This is a genomic window from Enterobacter sp. WCHEn045836 (assembly GCF_003965585.1).
GTDB classification, from domain to species: Bacteria; Pseudomonadota; Gammaproteobacteria; order Enterobacterales; family Enterobacteriaceae; genus Enterobacter; species Enterobacter dissolvens.
The window spans coordinates 100062-114510 of sequence record NZ_RXPT01000003.1; the positions used below are offsets into that span (position 1 = coordinate 100062).

Genomic DNA, 14449 nt, shown 5'->3' on the forward strand with positions numbered 1-14449 from the left:
GCTCATTTTTCGCGCTGAGTGGGGAACGACCACTCAACGTATAGTCTGTCCATGCTTCCCGACAATCGAGAGGGCAGGAGATCCCGCCCCTGTAGTTCTAATTAGTTAAGAGCCTTGTCATTCGGTGATTTGAACAGTGCTTTCATGTCGTCAGACAGTTCAAAGTTCATGTTGAGATTTTTAGGTGGAATTGGGTTCTTGAACCATTTGTCGAACCATTTTTCCGCTTCACCAGAGGTTTGCACCTGGGCGATGGTGTCATCAATCAGCTTCTTGAACTGCGGATCGTCTTTACGCAGCATACAGCCGTAAGCTTCTTTCGACTGCGCGGTGCCCACGATATCCCAGTTGTCCGGTTTCTTCGCTTTTGCACGTTCGCCAGCCAGCAGGGCATCATCCATCATAAACGCGACGGCACGGCCACTTTCCAGCGTACGGAAGGAGTCACCATGGTCTTTCGCGCTGATGATGCGCATATCCATTTTCTTCTCGTCGTTCAGCTTGTGCAGCAGCACTTCTGAGGTTGTCCCGGAGGTCACAACAACGGCTTTGCCTTTCAGGTCAGCAAAATCTTTAATCGCGCCGCCTTTTTTGGTCAACAGACGGGTCCCCACCACAAAGATGGTGTCGGAGAAGGCGGCCTGTTTCTGACGCTCCAGGTTATTGGTGGTAGAGCCACACTCAAAATCGAAGGTGCCGTTTTGCAGCAGTGGGATACGGTTCTGTGAGGTGATCGGAATCAGCTTCACCTGCAGATCGGGTTTGTTCAGCTTTTTCTTCACGGCCTCAACGATAGCGTTAGAGTAATCCTGTGAATAGCCCACGACTTTTTGCGTGTTGTCGTAGTAAGAGAACGGGACAGAAGATTCACGGTGGCCGACCACGATCACGCCGTTTTTGGCAATCTTGTCGAGAGTGCTGCCGGCTGCCGGCGCGTCTTCAGCGTGAACGACGCCTGCGGACATCCCCATTACCAGCATTGCTGTGGCCAGTTTACGTAATTGCATACCCAACTCCTTTCTTATCAGCGCCAGAGACGCATTGATACCCATTGTGATGTTGTTATATCTCGCGCTATGCGAGTGCAGTGTTATGCAAGCTTGTTAACATTTAGTCTGGCTTAATGTAAAGATTTTGCTGCGTTATTGTTTATTTTTGCGAAGCGCGCCGCACCATTCCGAGGCAAAAATCTCTCATTGCACCGTTTCGGTGCTACTGATGATCTGCGCTGGTGCGACAAGGTTGCACGTTAAGCCAAACTGCGTTTGCGTGAATAAACAAAGCAATAGACGTGCCAGAATTGAAATTTGGGAGGGAACTGTCAGGTGGCGGCTACGCCTTACCCGACCGACGAAGCGAAATGCAGGCCGGGTAAGGCGTAGCCGCCACCCGGCAGGAAGAGGTGAGGTTATTGGCGACGCTGACGCAGGCTCATCAGCACAGCCCCAAAGCCAAACAGGGCGGTCAGGATCCACAGAGGCCAGTTACCGGTACGGGCATATGGCGTCAGGCCGCTTGTTGGCGTGACTTTAGCCGTCAACACTTCGCGCGTAAACTGCGGGATCATGGCCTGAATTTCACCCCGCGGTCCAATCACGGCGGTGATGCCATTGTTGGTGCTGCGCAGCAGAGGACGCGCCAGCTCCAGGGAACGCATTCGCGCCATCTGGAAATGCTGCCACGGACCAATCGACTTACCGAACCAGGCATCATTAGAGATGGTCAGCAGGAAGTCCGTATCCGGACGGAAGTTATCGCGTACCTGTTCGCCGAGGATGATCTCGTAGCAAATGGCCGCCGTCAGGGCAAAACCGTGTGCATGCAGCTGCGGCTGCACATACGGCCCCCGACTGAAGGAGGACATTGGCAGGTCAAAGAACGGTGCCAGCGGACGCAGAATCGACTCCAGCGGAACAAACTCGCCGAACGGAACAAGGTGATTCTTGTTATACCGGTCAGTCGAGGTGTAGCTGTAGTCGCTGTCTTTGCCGAGCGTAATGATGGTGTTGTAGGTATCGTAGCGGTTCTGCTGATTCAGACGCGCATCCACAATCCCGGTGATCAGCGTACTGCCGCGCGCGCGCAGCAGATCGTTCATCATATTCAGAAACGGCTGTTGGTTAATTTCCAGATCCGGAATGGCGGATTCAGGCCAGATGATCAGCTGCGATTTACCCATCACCTCTTCAGTGGCGTTGGCGTAGATTTTCAGCGTGTTCAGCAGCTCTTTCTCATCCCACTTCATCGCCTGCGGAATATCGCCCTGTACCATTGAAACCTGCGTTGCGCGCTCAGGCATCAGGGTATACCACTGGATATAACGCAACGGGAAGGGCAGGGCAAAGAGGACCAGCGCCACCACCAGTGGTTTCCCGTTACGCGTGACCAGTGCCAGCACCAGCAGACCGCTGACCACCATCAGCAGGAAGTTAATGGCTTCAACGCCCATTACCGGAGCCAGCCCTTTCAGCGGGCCGTCGATCTGGCTGTAGCCAAACTGCAGCCACGGGAAGCCGGTCAGCACCCAGCCGCGCAGGAACTCGGTAATCTGCCAGACCACGGGGGCCGCAATGGCGACGCGCAGCCAGCTGGTTTTAGGCCACAGGCGGGAGAGAATGCCCGCAAACAGACCGGTATAGAGCGAGAGATAGGCAGCCAGCAGTACAACAAGAAAGACGTTAACCGGCCCCGGCATACCGCCAAACTGGGCGATGCTGACGTAGACCCAGTTGATACCTGAGCCGAACAGGCCCAGCCCCCAGAAGTAGCCGATGGCTGCAGCCTGGACGGGACGACGATTCAGGGTTAAACCCTGTAATCCCATCAGGGAGAGGATGGCCGCAGGCCAGATATCGTAAGGAGAAAAAGCCAGCGTACCGCTGGCTCCGAGTAGCAGCGCCAGCAGCAAACGGACGCGCTGGCGTTCAAGCAATGGGGCAAATGCCATTTACATTAATCTTCCAGTTTTGGCACCGGTGAGTCGTCCGGCGTTCTGACATGAACCTGTATAATACGTCGGCTGTCGGCCATCGCCACTTTGAACTGGTAACCATCGATGTCAACGGTTTCGCCGCGGGCAGGAAGATGACCAAAGGCCTGCATCACCAGCCCGCCAATGGTATCCACCTCTTCATCACTGAAGTGGGTGCCGAAGGCGTCGTTGAAATCCTCAATGGAGGCCAGCGCGCGGACGGTCCACGTGTGGCGGCTAAGCTGACGGAAGTCGATATCTTCTTCTTCGTCATACTCGTCTTCGATCTCGCCCACGATCAGCTCAAGAATATCTTCGATCGTGACGAGGCCTGACACGCCGCCAAATTCATCAATCACAATCGCCATGTGGTAACGCTGGGAGCGAAACTCTTTCAGCATCCGATCCACACGTTTACTTTCCGGCACAACAACCGCCTGGCGTAACACTTTTTCCATGCTGAAGGCTTCGGCATCGCTGCGCATAAACGGCAGCAGATCTTTCGCCATCAAAATCCCTTCGATGTGATCTTTGTCTTCGCTGATGACCGGGAAACGGGAGTGAGCGGATTCGATAATGACATCGAGGCACTCGTCGAGGCTCTGGTTACGTTTCAGGGTGATCATCTGCGAGCGGGGGATCATGATATCGCGAACGCGCTGGTCGGCGATGTCCATTACCCCTTCGAGCATTTCGCGCGTATCTTCGTCGATAAGATCGTTCTGCCCGGAATCACGAATCAGCTCCAGCAGTTCATCACGGTTTTTGGGCTCACCATGGAAAAGCTGGCTCAGAATGAGGGAGAAAAATCCCTTTTTACTGTTTGTCGTGTCGCTACTGTGTGAATTGTCGTCGCTCATGGCGTTTGTTAAGGGTTCTCTCGTCAGTTCAATGTTTACCGCCGCGTGATTTCCTTACGCGGCGGCATGTTAGTCAGTCTGTTGTCTGACTATTCTTTCTCGGCAATGTACGGATCCTCATAGCCCAGAGCAAGCATTATCTCTGTCTCGAGGGACTCCATCTCTTCCGCTTCGTCATCTTCAATATGATCGTAGCCCAGCAGGTGCAGGCTTCCATGGACGACCATATGCGCCCAGTGGGCCTCGAGCGGCTTTTGCTGTTCTTTGGCTTCCTGTTCCACCACCTGACGGCAGATGATCAGATCGCCCAGCAGCGGCATCTCAATACCCGGTGGGGCTTCGAACGGGAAAGAGAGCACGTTGGTTGGCTTATCTTTCCCGCGGTAGGTCAGGTTGAGCTCATGGCTTTCTGCTTCATCCACCAGGCGAATCGTGACTTCTGACTCTTCCTGAAACTGGGGGATAACGGCATCCAGCCATTTCTGAAACTGCGCCTCTTCTGGCATGCCGGAATTATCTTCACAGGCCAGCTGTAAATCGAGGATCACCTGACTCATTTCTGTTCTTGCTCCTGCGCTTCGCGCTTACGTTCTGCGGCCAGTTCGGCCCTGCGCTTCTGATCGGCCTCTTCCCAGGCTTCATAGGCGTTAACGATACGCGCGACCACCGGGTGGCGTACCACGTCTTCACTGTGGAAGAAGTTAAAGCTGATTTCGTCCACTTCGGCCAGTACTTCGATGGCGTGGCGCAGACCCGATTTGGTGCTGCGCGGCAGGTCGATCTGGGTGACGTCACCGGTAATGACCGCTTTCGAGTTAAAGCCGATACGCGTCAGGAACATCTTCATTTGTTCGATGGTGGTGTTCTGGCTCTCATCCAGAATAATGAACGCATCGTTAAGGGTACGGCCACGCATGTAGGCCAGCGGGGCGACTTCAATCACGTTACGTTCGATGAGCTTCTCAACCTTCTCGAAGCCGAGCATTTCGAACAGCGCGTCGTACAGAGGGCGCAGATAAGGATCCACCTTCTGACTCAGGTCTCCCGGCAGGAAGCCGAGTTTTTCACCGGCTTCAACAGCAGGGCGGGTCAGCAGAATACGACGGATCTCCTGGCGTTCCAGCGCATCAACTGCAGCGGCAACGGCCAGATAGGTTTTACCTGTACCCGCCGGGCCCACGCCGAAGGTGATGTCATGATCGAGGATGTTGGCGATGTACTGCGCCTGGTTCGGTGTACGCGGTTTGATGACGCCACGTTTGGTCTTGATGTTTATGGCCTTGCCATAGTCCGGCACGCTTTCCGCGCTCTGCTCAAGCACGCGCGCCTCTTTAATGGCGAGGTGGATCTGTTCTGGTTCGATATCCTGAATTTCGCCGCGCATCGGGGCGGTATCAACATACAGGTTACGCAGAATGTCCGCAGCCGCATTGACGCAGATAGGGCGTCCGGTGAGTTTGAAATGATTATCGCGACGATTGATTTCGATACCCAGACGTCGCTCCAGTTGTTTGATGTTGTCATCAAACGGCCCGCACAGGCTCAGCAGGCGAGCGTTGTCTGCGGGCGTTAGGCTAATTTCAAGCGTGTCTATGTTCAAACTGTTCCTCTTTGATTGGTTAACTGGCCCGGCGCCCTCAGGCGTAATAAAACGGTCATTACCGAAATTATTCACGCCATGGAAAAAAGGCGCAAGCGTTGCGGAAGATATTGGGGGCGATGAGAGGAAATACAAGGCCTGCCGGGAAGGCAGGCCTGAAGGATTATGGCTGGTAAACTCGTACGCCAGAATCGTTTTCTTTGCGGGTGCGGGAAATCACGGATTCAGGCGATTGCGCAATGCGCAGACCCATCTCATCTTCGGTGCGCACCAGCTTCCCGCGCAGCGAGTTGGTCAGCACTTCCACAATCTCAACGTCCACAAATTTACCGATCATGTCCGGTGTGCCTTCGAAATTCACCACGCGGTTGTTTTCGGTACGGCCGGACAGCTCCATGATGCTCTTGCGGGAGGTACCTTCCACCAGAATACGTTGGACAGTGCCGAGCATACGGCGGCTCCAGGCGTTTGCCTGCTGGTTGATACGCTCCTGCAGAATGTACAGACGCTGTTTTTTCTCTTCTTCCGGGACATCGTCAACCATATCGGCCGCAGGTGTGCCAGGACGCGCAGAGAAGATGAAGCTGTAGCTGACGTCAAAATTCACTTCGCCGATGAGCTTCATGGTGCGTTCGAAGTCGTCAGCGGTTTCACCAGGGAAGCCAACGATAAAGTCGGAGCTTATCTGGATATCCGGGCGCGCTTCACGCAGCTTACGAATGGTAGATTTGTACTCCAGCACCGTATGCGGACGCCCCATCAGGTTCAGCACGCGGTCAGAGCCGCACTGAATCGGCAAATGCAGGAAGCTCACCAGCTCCGGCGTATCGCGGTAAACGTCGATAATATCGTCGGTGAATTCCATTGGATGGCTGGTGGTAAAGCGAATACGATCGATACCGTCAATCGCGGCCACCAGGCGCAGCAGCTCTGCAAAGCTGCCAGTGGTGCCGTCGTAGTTCTCACCACGCCAGGCGTTAACGTTCTGACCCAGCAGGTTCACCTCGCGTACGCCCTGTGCGGCAAGCTGTGCGATTTCGAACAGAATATCGTCTGCCGGGCGGCTTACTTCTTCACCGCGCGTATACGGCACTACGCAGTAGGTGCAATATTTGTTGCAGCCTTCCATGATGGAGACAAACGCCGTCGGGCCATCCGCGCGCGGCTCGGGCAGACGGTCAAATTTTTCGATCTCCGGGAAGCTGACATCAACAACCGGACTACGATCGCCACGCACTTTATTGATCATCTCAGGCAGGCGGTGCAGGGTCTGTGGGCCAAAGACAATATCCACATAGGGGGCTCTCTGGCGGATCAGCTTACCTTCCTGCGACGCGACGCAGCCACCCACACCGATGATCAGGTCCGGATTTTTTCGTTTGAGAAGTTTCCAGCGACCTAACACGTGAAAGACTTTTTCCTGCGCTTTTTCACGAATGGAGCAGGTATTCAGCAGCAGCACATCGGCTTCTTTCGCATTTTCAGTCAGCTGGTATCCGTGGGTGGTATCCAGCAGATCGGCCATCTTGGATGAATCGTATTCGTTCATCTGACAGCCCCAGGTTTTTATATGGAGTTTTTTAGTCATCGACTTGCTCAGCTCAGGATTGCAAGCCGTGTATTGTAATGCTTTGGTGGGGTTGTGACCAGTATGAAGGTTATGCGTCTCAGGACCGCAAAAATCCGGTAAACTTAAGGGATTCTCCAATAAGGAAAAGTGACCATGACACTCCAACACACCGAAATAGCCGTTGTCGGCGGCGGTATGGTCGGCGGCGCGCTGGCGCTGGGGCTGGCGCAGCAGGGATTTGAGGTAACGGTTATTGAGCAGGCGGCACCGGCTGAGTTTGACCCGACGGCAAAGCCGGATGTCCGCATTTCCGCCATCAGCGCGGCCTCTGTCGATCTGCTTCGCGGGCTGGGCGTCTGGGAGGCGGTGCTCGATATGCGGGCTCACCCTTACAGTCGCCTCGAAACCTGGGAATGGGAAAATGCCCACGTCGCGTTTGATGCCGCCGAGCTGAAGCTGCCACGTCTGGGCTATATGGTGGAAAACAACGTCCTCCAGCGGGCGCTCTGGCAGGCGCTGGAGGCGCATCCGAAGGTGACGCTGCGTGTCCCTGCGTCGCTGAAGGCGCTGCATCCTCATGATAGCGGCTATACGCTGACGCTCGACAGTGGCGATGAACTGGCTGTAAAACTGGTCATTGGGGCTGACGGTGCTCACTCGCAGGTCAGACAGATGGCGGGTATCGGCGTTCATGCCTGGCAGTATGAGCAGTCTTGTATGCTGATCACCGTTCAGTGCGAGAACGCGCCGGGAGAGAGTACCTGGCAGCACTTTACCCCGAATGGCCCGCATGCCTTTTTACCGCTGTTTGATAACTGGGCGTCGCTGGTGTGGTATGACAAACCGGCGCGCATCCGCCAGTTGCAGGGGCTTTCAATGGCGCAGTTGCAGCGTGAAATCCTGCAACACTTCCCGGCTCGTCTGGGATACGTCACGCCGGTTGCCGCAGGGGCGTTCCCCCTCACACGGCGCCACGCGTTGCAGTATGCCCGTGAAGGGCTGGCGCTGGTGGGCGATGCGGCGCATACCATTCATCCGCTGGCGGGTCAGGGGGTGAATCTGGGGTATCGTGACGTTGACGCTTTACTGGATGTGCTGGGCAATGCACGCGCTCACGCGGAGGCCTGGTCAAGCCATCACGTACTCAAGCGCTACCAGACGCGACGTATGGCGGATAACTTCATCATGCAGTCGGGGATGGATCTGTTCTATGCCGGATTCAGCAATGACTTAGCGCCGGTGCGTATTCTGCGTAACATTGGATTGATGGCGGCGGAACGCGCCGGTGGTTTGAAACGTCAGGCTCTGAAATACGCCCTGGGGCTCTAATCTTTATTCCCTCTCCCCGTGGGAGAGGGCATCAGGGGCACTATTCTGAGCAACAAAAACAAATAAGCCCGCAGAGCGGGCTTGTTTGTTTTAAGTGGCTGGGGTGCAGGGATTCGAACCCCGGAATGCTGGTATCAGAAACCAGAGCCTTACCGCTTGGCGACACCCCAATTGCGTTAAACGTACTGCTTAACGACTTTTTAAATTGGCTGGGGTACGAGGATTCGAACCTCGGAATGCCGGAATCAGAATCCGGTGCCTTACCGCTTGGCGATACCCCAACAATTTTTTATTACCGATTACAATCGATAATCTTAATTTGGTGGCTACGACGGGATTCGAACCTGTGACCCCATCATTATGAGTGATGTGCTCTAACCAACTGAGCTACGTAGCCAGTACTGCGTTCTTCGATGGCTGGGGTACCTGGATTCGAACCAGGGAATGCCGGTATCAAAAACCGGTGCCTTACCGCTTGGCGATACCCCAATACCGCGGAGAACCGCAAAATCGAAGAAATATGGCTGGGGTACCTGGATTCGAACCAGGGAATGCCGGTATCAAAAACCGGTGCCTTACCGCTTGGCGATACCCCATCCGTGCAACGCTGTCCTGGGAATGGTGCGGGAGGCGAGACTTGAACTCGCACACCTTGCGGCGCCAGAACCTAAATCTGGTGCGTCTACCAATTTCGCCACTCCCGCAAAAAAGATGGTGGCTACGACGGGATTCGAACCTGTGACCCCATCATTATGAGTGATGTGCTCTAACCAACTGAGCTACGTAGCCATCTTTTTTCGCGTTACCTTATCGGCGTTGCGGGGCGCATTATGCGTATAGACCCTTGCAGCGTCAACACCTTTTTCAACGAAAATGGCCGGAATGTGACTGTTTGGTTAGGTTGCGAACAGCGTGACCGAATATTCGGCAATTATTGGTTATTAATCGGTTTTAGCGGGGGAAATGTGAGGCAAAAAAAAACAGGCCCCGCAGGGCCTGATGTTGAAATTACAGGTTATTTATAGGCGGACTGGTGAACGCCGACCGCACGTCCTGATGGATCGTTCATCGCTTTGAAAGATTCATCCCATTCAATGGCTTTCGCTGAGGAGCAGGCAACTGACGGACCGCCAGGCACACACTCGGCAGCGCTCGGTACCGGGAACAGCTCTTCGAAGATCTCACGGTACAGATACGCTTCTTTAGAGCCCGGCGTGTTGTAGGGGAAGCGGAAGCTTGCCGTTTCCAGTTGCTGGTCTGAAACCTGTTTCGCCGCCACCTCTTTCAGGGTGTCGATCCAGCTGTAACCGACACCATCAGAGAACTGCTCTTTCTGACGCCACGCCACGCTGGCTGGCAGGTAGGATTCAAAACATTCGCGCAGGATATGTTTTTCCATTTTGCCGTTGCCGCACATTTTGTCCTGCGGGTTGATGCGCATGGCCACATCAAGGAATTTCTTATCCAGGAACGGAACGCGCGCTTCCACACCCCATGCCGACATCGCCTTGTTAGCACGTGCACAGTCAAACATGTGCAGCGCCTGCAGTTTACGCACCGTCTCTTCATGCAGCTCTTTCGCGTTCGGCGCTTTGTGGAAATACAGGTAGCCGCCAAATACTTCATCAGAACCTTCACCTGACAGCACCATCTTGATGCCCATCGCCTTAATCTTACGCGACATCAGGTACATAGGGGTGGAAGCGCGAATGGTCGTCACATCATAGGTTTCAATGTGATAGATCACGTCGCGGATCGCATCCAGACCTTCCTGCACGGTGAAATGAATCTCATGGTGCACGGTGCCGAGGTGGTTCGCCACTTCCTGCGCGGCTTTCAGATCCGGAGCGCCTTCCAGACCCACGGCAAAGGAGTGCAGCTGAGGCCACCAGGCTTCAGAGCGTTCCTGATCTTCCACGCGGCGAGCCGCAAACTTCTTGGTGATGGCGGAAATGACGGAGGAGTCCAGACCGCCGGAGAGCAGCACACCGTAAGGTACGTCTGACATCAGGTGGCTCTTAACGGAATCTTCCAGCGCCTGACGCAGTTCGGCTTTGTCCGTGACGTTGTCTTTTACCGCGTCATAGTCGAACCAGTCGCGCTGGTAGTAAGAGCGGATCTCACCCTCTTTACTCCACAGGTAGCTGCCTGCCGGGAACTCTTTAATGGTGCGGCACACCGGTACCAGCGCTTTCATTTCAGACGCAACATAGAAGTTGCCGTGTTCATCATGGCCCATGTACAGCGGGATAATACCAATATGGTCGCGGCCAATCAGGTACGCGTCTTTTTCGCTGTCGTACAGGGCGAATGCAAACATGCCCTGCAGGTCGTCCAGGAACTCGGGGCCTTTTTCCTGATACAGCGCCAGAATAACTTCACAATCAGAGCCGGTCTGGAAGGCGTAGCGATCGCCATACTCCGCACGCAGTGCCTGATGGTTATAGATTTCACCGTTGACAGCCAGCGCGTGTGTTTTTTTCTCGTTATACAGCGGCTGTGCACCGGCGTTGACGTCAACAATCGACAGGCGTTCGTGCGCCAGAATTGCTTTGTCGCTGGCGTAGACGCCAGACCAGTCCGGGCCGCGATGGCGCATCAGGCGGGACAGTTCGAGTGCTTTTTTACGCAGTTCGCCCGCGTCAGTTTTAATATCCAGTACGCCAAAAATTGAACACATAACCTTCTCCGTTAACCCTGTTGCTTTGTAATGTTGCTTGCTTATGAAAATGCCGCAAAGGGGCAGGGCGCGCAAGGGTTTTACGGTGTTAAACGGAAATAGTGCAATGGTGATTGCAGAATGTTGAAAAAAGAGTATGTCATAAACAGTTTTATTGATGATTATGCAATGAATTGACGTTTTTGTTAGATGGGGTTTTGTTTGTGGGGGCTATAAATGAAAAACCACGCCCTGAGGCGTGGTTCTGAATCAAATAATGTCAATTTCGTCGACGGAGGGGTATATCCAGCTCGGCCGGAACGGCATCGAATCAATGTCATCGAGCTGAGAGACACCGGAGAGCACCAGAATGGTTTCCAGACCCGCCTGGAAACCTGCCAGAATATCGGTGCGCAGGTTATCACCGACAATCACGGTCTCTTCAGAGTGGGCCTGCATCGTGTTCAGCGCGGCACGAATGATCCACGGGCTCGGTTTGCCGACAACAAACGGCTTACGACCGGAGATTTTTTCGATACCGGCGCACAGTGCGCCGCAGGCCGGATAGAAACCACGGCCGTGCGTATCCGGGTTGGTGGCGATAAAGCGCGCGCCGCTGGCGACAAAGTAGGCTGCTTTATGCATCATCTCCCAGTTAAACGAGCGCGTTTCGCCGACAATTACAAAGTCCGGGTTTACATCGGTAATCGTAAAGCCTGCTTTATACAGCTCGTGGATCAGCGCACCTTCTCCGACCACGTAGGCTTTTTTCCCTTCCTGACGCTTCAAAAAATCTGCCGTCGCCATGGCGGAGGTATAAAACACGCTGTCCGGTACGTTGATGCCCGCGGTGGCAAAACGGTTCGCCAGGTCCTGACCGGTTTGGGAAGGGTAGTTCGTGAGCAGAACCAGCGGCATTCCTTTGTCGATGATGCGGTGAAGAAACTCCGCAGCACCTGGCACGGCGACGTTGTCGTGCATCAGCACGCCGTCAATATCACAAATTACATTCTTAATGGTCATGAACAATCCGACATCAAAAAAAGAAGGCGTTACTATAAGTCCCGATTAGCTTTCCAGCAAATGCTGCAACAGGATCCCGTTGAGCATGGCACGTTTGACCAGCGCAAACGCGCCAATCGCAGAGCGGTGATCCAGCGTCGAACGCACGACCGGTAAATTCTGGCGAAACGCCTTCAGCGCCTGAGTGTTAATGCAGCCTTCAATCGCGGGCAATAACACTTTTTCCGCCTCGACGATTTCGCCTGCAATCACCACTTTTTGCGGATTAAAGAGGTTGATGGCAATGGCAATGGTTTTACCGAGGTGGCGCCCGACCTGCTCGATCACTTCGCAGGCCAGCGCATCGCCTTTATTGGCGGCTTTGCAGATGGCGCCGATTTTACAATCGTCCAGCGTCACGCGGCTCTGGTAGCCTTGTTCCAGCAGATGACGGACGCGGTGCTCAATGGCTGCGTTGGCGGCAACTGTTTCAAGACAGCCAAAATTACCGCAGTGGCAGCGCTCGCCGAGCGGTTCCACCTGGATATGACCAATCTCGCCCACGTTGCCGTTACGACCAATAAAGATACGGCCGTTGGAGATAATGCCCGCCCCGGTGCCGCGGTGAACACGCACCAGAATAGAGTCTTCACAGTCCTGACTCGCACCAAAGTAGTGCTCGGCCAGCGCCAGCGAGCGGATGTCGTGGCCCACAAAGCAGGTCACTTTAAAGCGCTTTTCCAGCGCCTCCACCAGCGCCCAGTTCTCGACCGGGATATGTGGCATGTAACGAATGACGCCGCTTTCCGGATCAACCAGCCCGGGCAGGATCACTGAAATGGCGATGAGTTCGCGGATCTTGCGCTGACAGCTTTCGATAAAGTGCGCGATAGTATTCAGCAGCGCGTGTTCCAGGGTCTCCTGGGTGCGCTCCGGAAGAGGGTAGTGCTCTTCCGCGATGGCTTTACTGCTCAGATCGTAAAGTGTGAGGGTGGTGTCATGGCGACCAAGACGCACGCCAATGGCCTGAAAATTGCGCGTTTCGGTGATGATGGAAATTGCGCGGCGGCCCCCGGTGGAGGCCTGCTGATCGACTTCTTTGATCAGTCCGCGCTCAATAAGCTGACGTGTAATTTTTGTCACGCTGGCGGGAGCAAGCTGGCTTTGTTCGGCTATCTGAATACGTGAGATTGGCCCGTGTTGGTCAATCAGGCGATATACCGCCGCGCTGTTAAGCTGTTTAACGAGATCGACATTACCGATTTGAGCTTGTCCGCCTGGTGTCATACTTTTACTTACTCAGTGACGACCTCGTTACCATTAACGATGGTCTTAATAATTTTATAATCGTGTGTGAATGCCGTCAGGTTTGCAACCATACCTGGTGCAATTCCGCCAAGCTGTTTATCCACGCCGATAGCGCGCGCAGGATAAAGGGTTGCCATTCGCAGGACTTCATCAAGCGCAATCCCGCAATGTTCAACCAGGTTACGCACGCCTTCAATCATGGTCAGGGAGGAGCCGCTCAACGTACCGTTTTCATCCACACACAGTCCGTTGCGGTAGTATATTGTTTTACCGGCAAAAATGAACTGCTCAATATTTGCCCCTGCCGGTGCGGTGGCATCTGTCACCAGACAAAGCTTGTCACCTTTCAGCCGCTTGGCGTTGCGAATGTTGGTGTAATCGACGTGTAAACCGTCCGCGATAATACCGCAGTAAACGTCTGGCTCATCCAGAATCGCCCCGACCAGACCCGGTTCACGACCCGTGATGTATGGCATGGCGTTATACAGGTGCGTCGCAAAGGTAATGCCTGCGCGGAAACCGGCTTTTGCCTCTTTCTGCGTGGCGTTTGAGTGGCCTGCTGACACGACAATCCCGGCGGCGGCCAGTTTGCTGATAACGTCAGTGCCGGTCATTTCAGGTGCCAGCGTCACCTTGGTGATCACATCGGCATTGGCACACATATAGTCGACCAGTTCAGCATCTGGTTTTCGCACATAATCCGGATTATGCGTCCCTTTCTTGACCATATTCAGCCATGGCCCTTCAAGGTGCAGACCCAGAGCCTGATTTGGGTGTTTTGCCAGGTAGTCACGCATGACGCGGATACCCTGTTTCATCAGCTCATCGCTGCTGGTGATGAGGGTTGGCAGATAGCTGGTGCAGCCCGATTTCTCGTTCGCTTTCTGCATGATTTCCAGCGTGTCGACGGTGACGGCGTCTGCGGTGTCGTTAAACTGCACGCCGCCGCAGCCGTTCAACTGAACGTCGATAAAACCGGGGGAGATCACTGCTCCATTGAGTGAGCGCTGTTCAATCTCCGGCGGCAGTTCTGCCAGCGGGCAAACACGTTCAATCAGGCCATTGGCGATAACAATCGCATGGTCATCCAGAATTTCATGGCCGGTATAAATCCGACCGTGGGTTAAAGCGTACATAACGACCCCCGGTT

At 54.4% G+C, this 14449-nt stretch carries 11 protein-coding genes and 7 tRNA genes; 1 reads left to right on the forward strand and 17 read right to left on the reverse strand.

What is annotated here, in order from left to right; all coding sequences use genetic code 11:
* Positions 1-101: 101 nt before the first annotated feature.
* From EKN38_RS04825 to miaB, 6 genes are all read right to left on the reverse strand, one after another.
* On the reverse strand, positions 102-1007 hold the full coding sequence (locus tag EKN38_RS04825) for an amino acid ABC transporter substrate-binding protein (RefSeq protein ID WP_014831086.1): 906 nt from the start codon (positions 1005-1007) through the stop codon (positions 102-104).
* 401 nt (positions 1008-1408) lie between these two features.
* On the reverse strand, positions 1409-2947 hold the full coding sequence (lnt, locus tag EKN38_RS04835; RefSeq protein ID WP_014831087.1) for an apolipoprotein N-acyltransferase: 1539 nt from the start codon (positions 2945-2947) through the stop codon (positions 1409-1411).
* 5 nt (positions 2948-2952) lie between these two features.
* Positions 2953-3831: a CNNM family magnesium/cobalt transport protein CorC gene (corC, locus tag EKN38_RS04840; protein WP_013097576.1), complete on the reverse strand. Its 879-nt coding sequence runs from the start codon at positions 3829-3831 to the stop codon at positions 2953-2955.
* Positions 3832-3920: 89 nt separating this feature from the next.
* A complete protein-coding gene (ybeY, locus tag EKN38_RS04845; protein WP_003858677.1) occupies positions 3921-4388 on the reverse strand; it encodes an rRNA maturation RNase YbeY in 468 nt (155 codons plus the stop codon).
* On the reverse strand, positions 4385-5431 hold the full coding sequence (locus tag EKN38_RS04850) for a PhoH family protein (RefSeq protein WP_014831088.1): 1047 nt from the start codon (positions 5429-5431) through the stop codon (positions 4385-4387). The genes ybeY and EKN38_RS04850 overlap by 4 nt, the downstream gene beginning before the upstream one ends.
* Positions 5432-5594: 163 nt before the next feature.
* Positions 5595-7019: a tRNA (N6-isopentenyl adenosine(37)-C2)-methylthiotransferase MiaB gene (miaB, locus tag EKN38_RS04855; RefSeq protein ID WP_013097574.1), complete on the reverse strand. Its 1425-nt coding sequence runs from the start codon at positions 7017-7019 to the stop codon at positions 5595-5597.
* A gap of 135 nt (positions 7020-7154) precedes the next feature.
* On the opposite strand from miaB, the gene ubiF reads away from it, so the two are divergent.
* Positions 7155-8330, forward strand: coding sequence for a 3-demethoxyubiquinol 3-hydroxylase (gene ubiF, locus EKN38_RS04860; RefSeq protein ID WP_014831089.1), 1176 nt, complete (start codon positions 7155-7157; stop codon positions 8328-8330).
* A 95-nt stretch (positions 8331-8425) separates the two neighbouring features.
* Here the strand turns inward: ubiF and EKN38_RS04865 are convergent.
* The 11 genes from EKN38_RS04865 to nagA form a co-directional block, all read right to left on the reverse strand.
* Positions 8426-8500, reverse strand: a tRNA-Gln gene (locus EKN38_RS04865).
* A gap of 36 nt (positions 8501-8536) precedes the next feature.
* Positions 8537-8611 (reverse strand) — tRNA-Gln (locus tag EKN38_RS04870).
* 39 nt (positions 8612-8650) lie between these two features.
* Positions 8651-8727: transfer RNA gene (locus tag EKN38_RS04875), tRNA-Met, on the reverse strand.
* Between the two features lie 17 nt (positions 8728-8744).
* Positions 8745-8819 (reverse strand) — tRNA-Gln (locus tag EKN38_RS04880).
* A 32-nt stretch (positions 8820-8851) separates the two neighbouring features.
* Positions 8852-8926: transfer RNA gene (locus EKN38_RS04885), tRNA-Gln, on the reverse strand.
* Between the two features lie 23 nt (positions 8927-8949).
* Positions 8950-9034: transfer RNA gene (locus EKN38_RS04890), tRNA-Leu, on the reverse strand.
* Positions 9035-9042: 8 nt separating this feature from the next.
* Positions 9043-9119, reverse strand: a tRNA-Met gene (locus EKN38_RS04895).
* 226 nt (positions 9120-9345) lie between these two features.
* On the reverse strand, positions 9346-11010 hold the full coding sequence (asnB, locus tag EKN38_RS04900; RefSeq protein WP_014831090.1) for an asparagine synthase B: 1665 nt from the start codon (positions 11008-11010) through the stop codon (positions 9346-9348).
* 249 nt (positions 11011-11259) lie between these two features.
* Complete coding sequence (nagD, locus tag EKN38_RS04905) at positions 11260-12012, reverse strand: ribonucleotide monophosphatase NagD (RefSeq protein ID WP_013097571.1); 753 nt, start codon at positions 12010-12012, stop codon at positions 11260-11262.
* Between the two features lie 45 nt (positions 12013-12057).
* Entirely contained in the window at positions 12058-13278 is a 1221-nt protein-coding gene (locus EKN38_RS04910) for an N-acetylglucosamine repressor (protein WP_013097570.1), read from the reverse strand.
* An 8-nt stretch (positions 13279-13286) separates the two neighbouring features.
* On the reverse strand, positions 13287-14435 hold the full coding sequence (gene nagA / locus EKN38_RS04915) for an N-acetylglucosamine-6-phosphate deacetylase (RefSeq protein WP_014831091.1): 1149 nt from the start codon (positions 14433-14435) through the stop codon (positions 13287-13289).
* Positions 14436-14449: the final 14 nt, after the last annotated feature.

Bases quoted from the DNA above. Each gene is read 5' to 3' on its own strand.
- EKN38_RS04825 (WP_014831086.1), bottom strand. From the start codon at position 1,007: ATGCAATTACGTAAACTGGCCACAGCAATGCTGGTAATGGGGATGTCC.
- lnt (WP_014831087.1), bottom strand. From the start codon at position 2,947: ATGGCATTTGCCCCATTGCTTGAACGCCAGCGCGTCCGTTTGCTGCTG.
- corC (WP_013097576.1), bottom strand. From the start codon at position 3,831: ATGAGCGACGACAATTCACACAGTAGCGACACGACAAACAGTAAAAAG.
- ybeY (WP_003858677.1), bottom strand. From the start codon at position 4,388: ATGAGTCAGGTGATCCTCGATTTACAGCTGGCCTGTGAAGATAATTCC.
- miaB (WP_013097574.1), bottom strand. From the start codon at position 7,019: ATGACTAAAAAACTCCATATAAAAACCTGGGGCTGTCAGATGAACGAA.
- ubiF (WP_014831089.1), top strand. From the start codon at position 7,155: ATGACACTCCAACACACCGAAATAGCCGTTGTCGGCGGCGGTATGGTC.
- asnB (WP_014831090.1), bottom strand. From the start codon at position 11,010: ATGTGTTCAATTTTTGGCGTACTGGATATTAAAACTGACGCGGGCGAA.
- nagD (WP_013097571.1), bottom strand. From the start codon at position 12,012: ATGACCATTAAGAATGTAATTTGTGATATTGACGGCGTGCTGATGCAC.
- EKN38_RS04910 (WP_013097570.1), bottom strand. From the start codon at position 13,278: ATGACACCAGGCGGACAAGCTCAAATCGGTAATGTCGATCTCGTTAAA.
- nagA (WP_014831091.1), bottom strand. From the start codon at position 14,435: ATGTACGCTTTAACCCACGGTCGGATTTATACCGGCCATGAAATTCTG.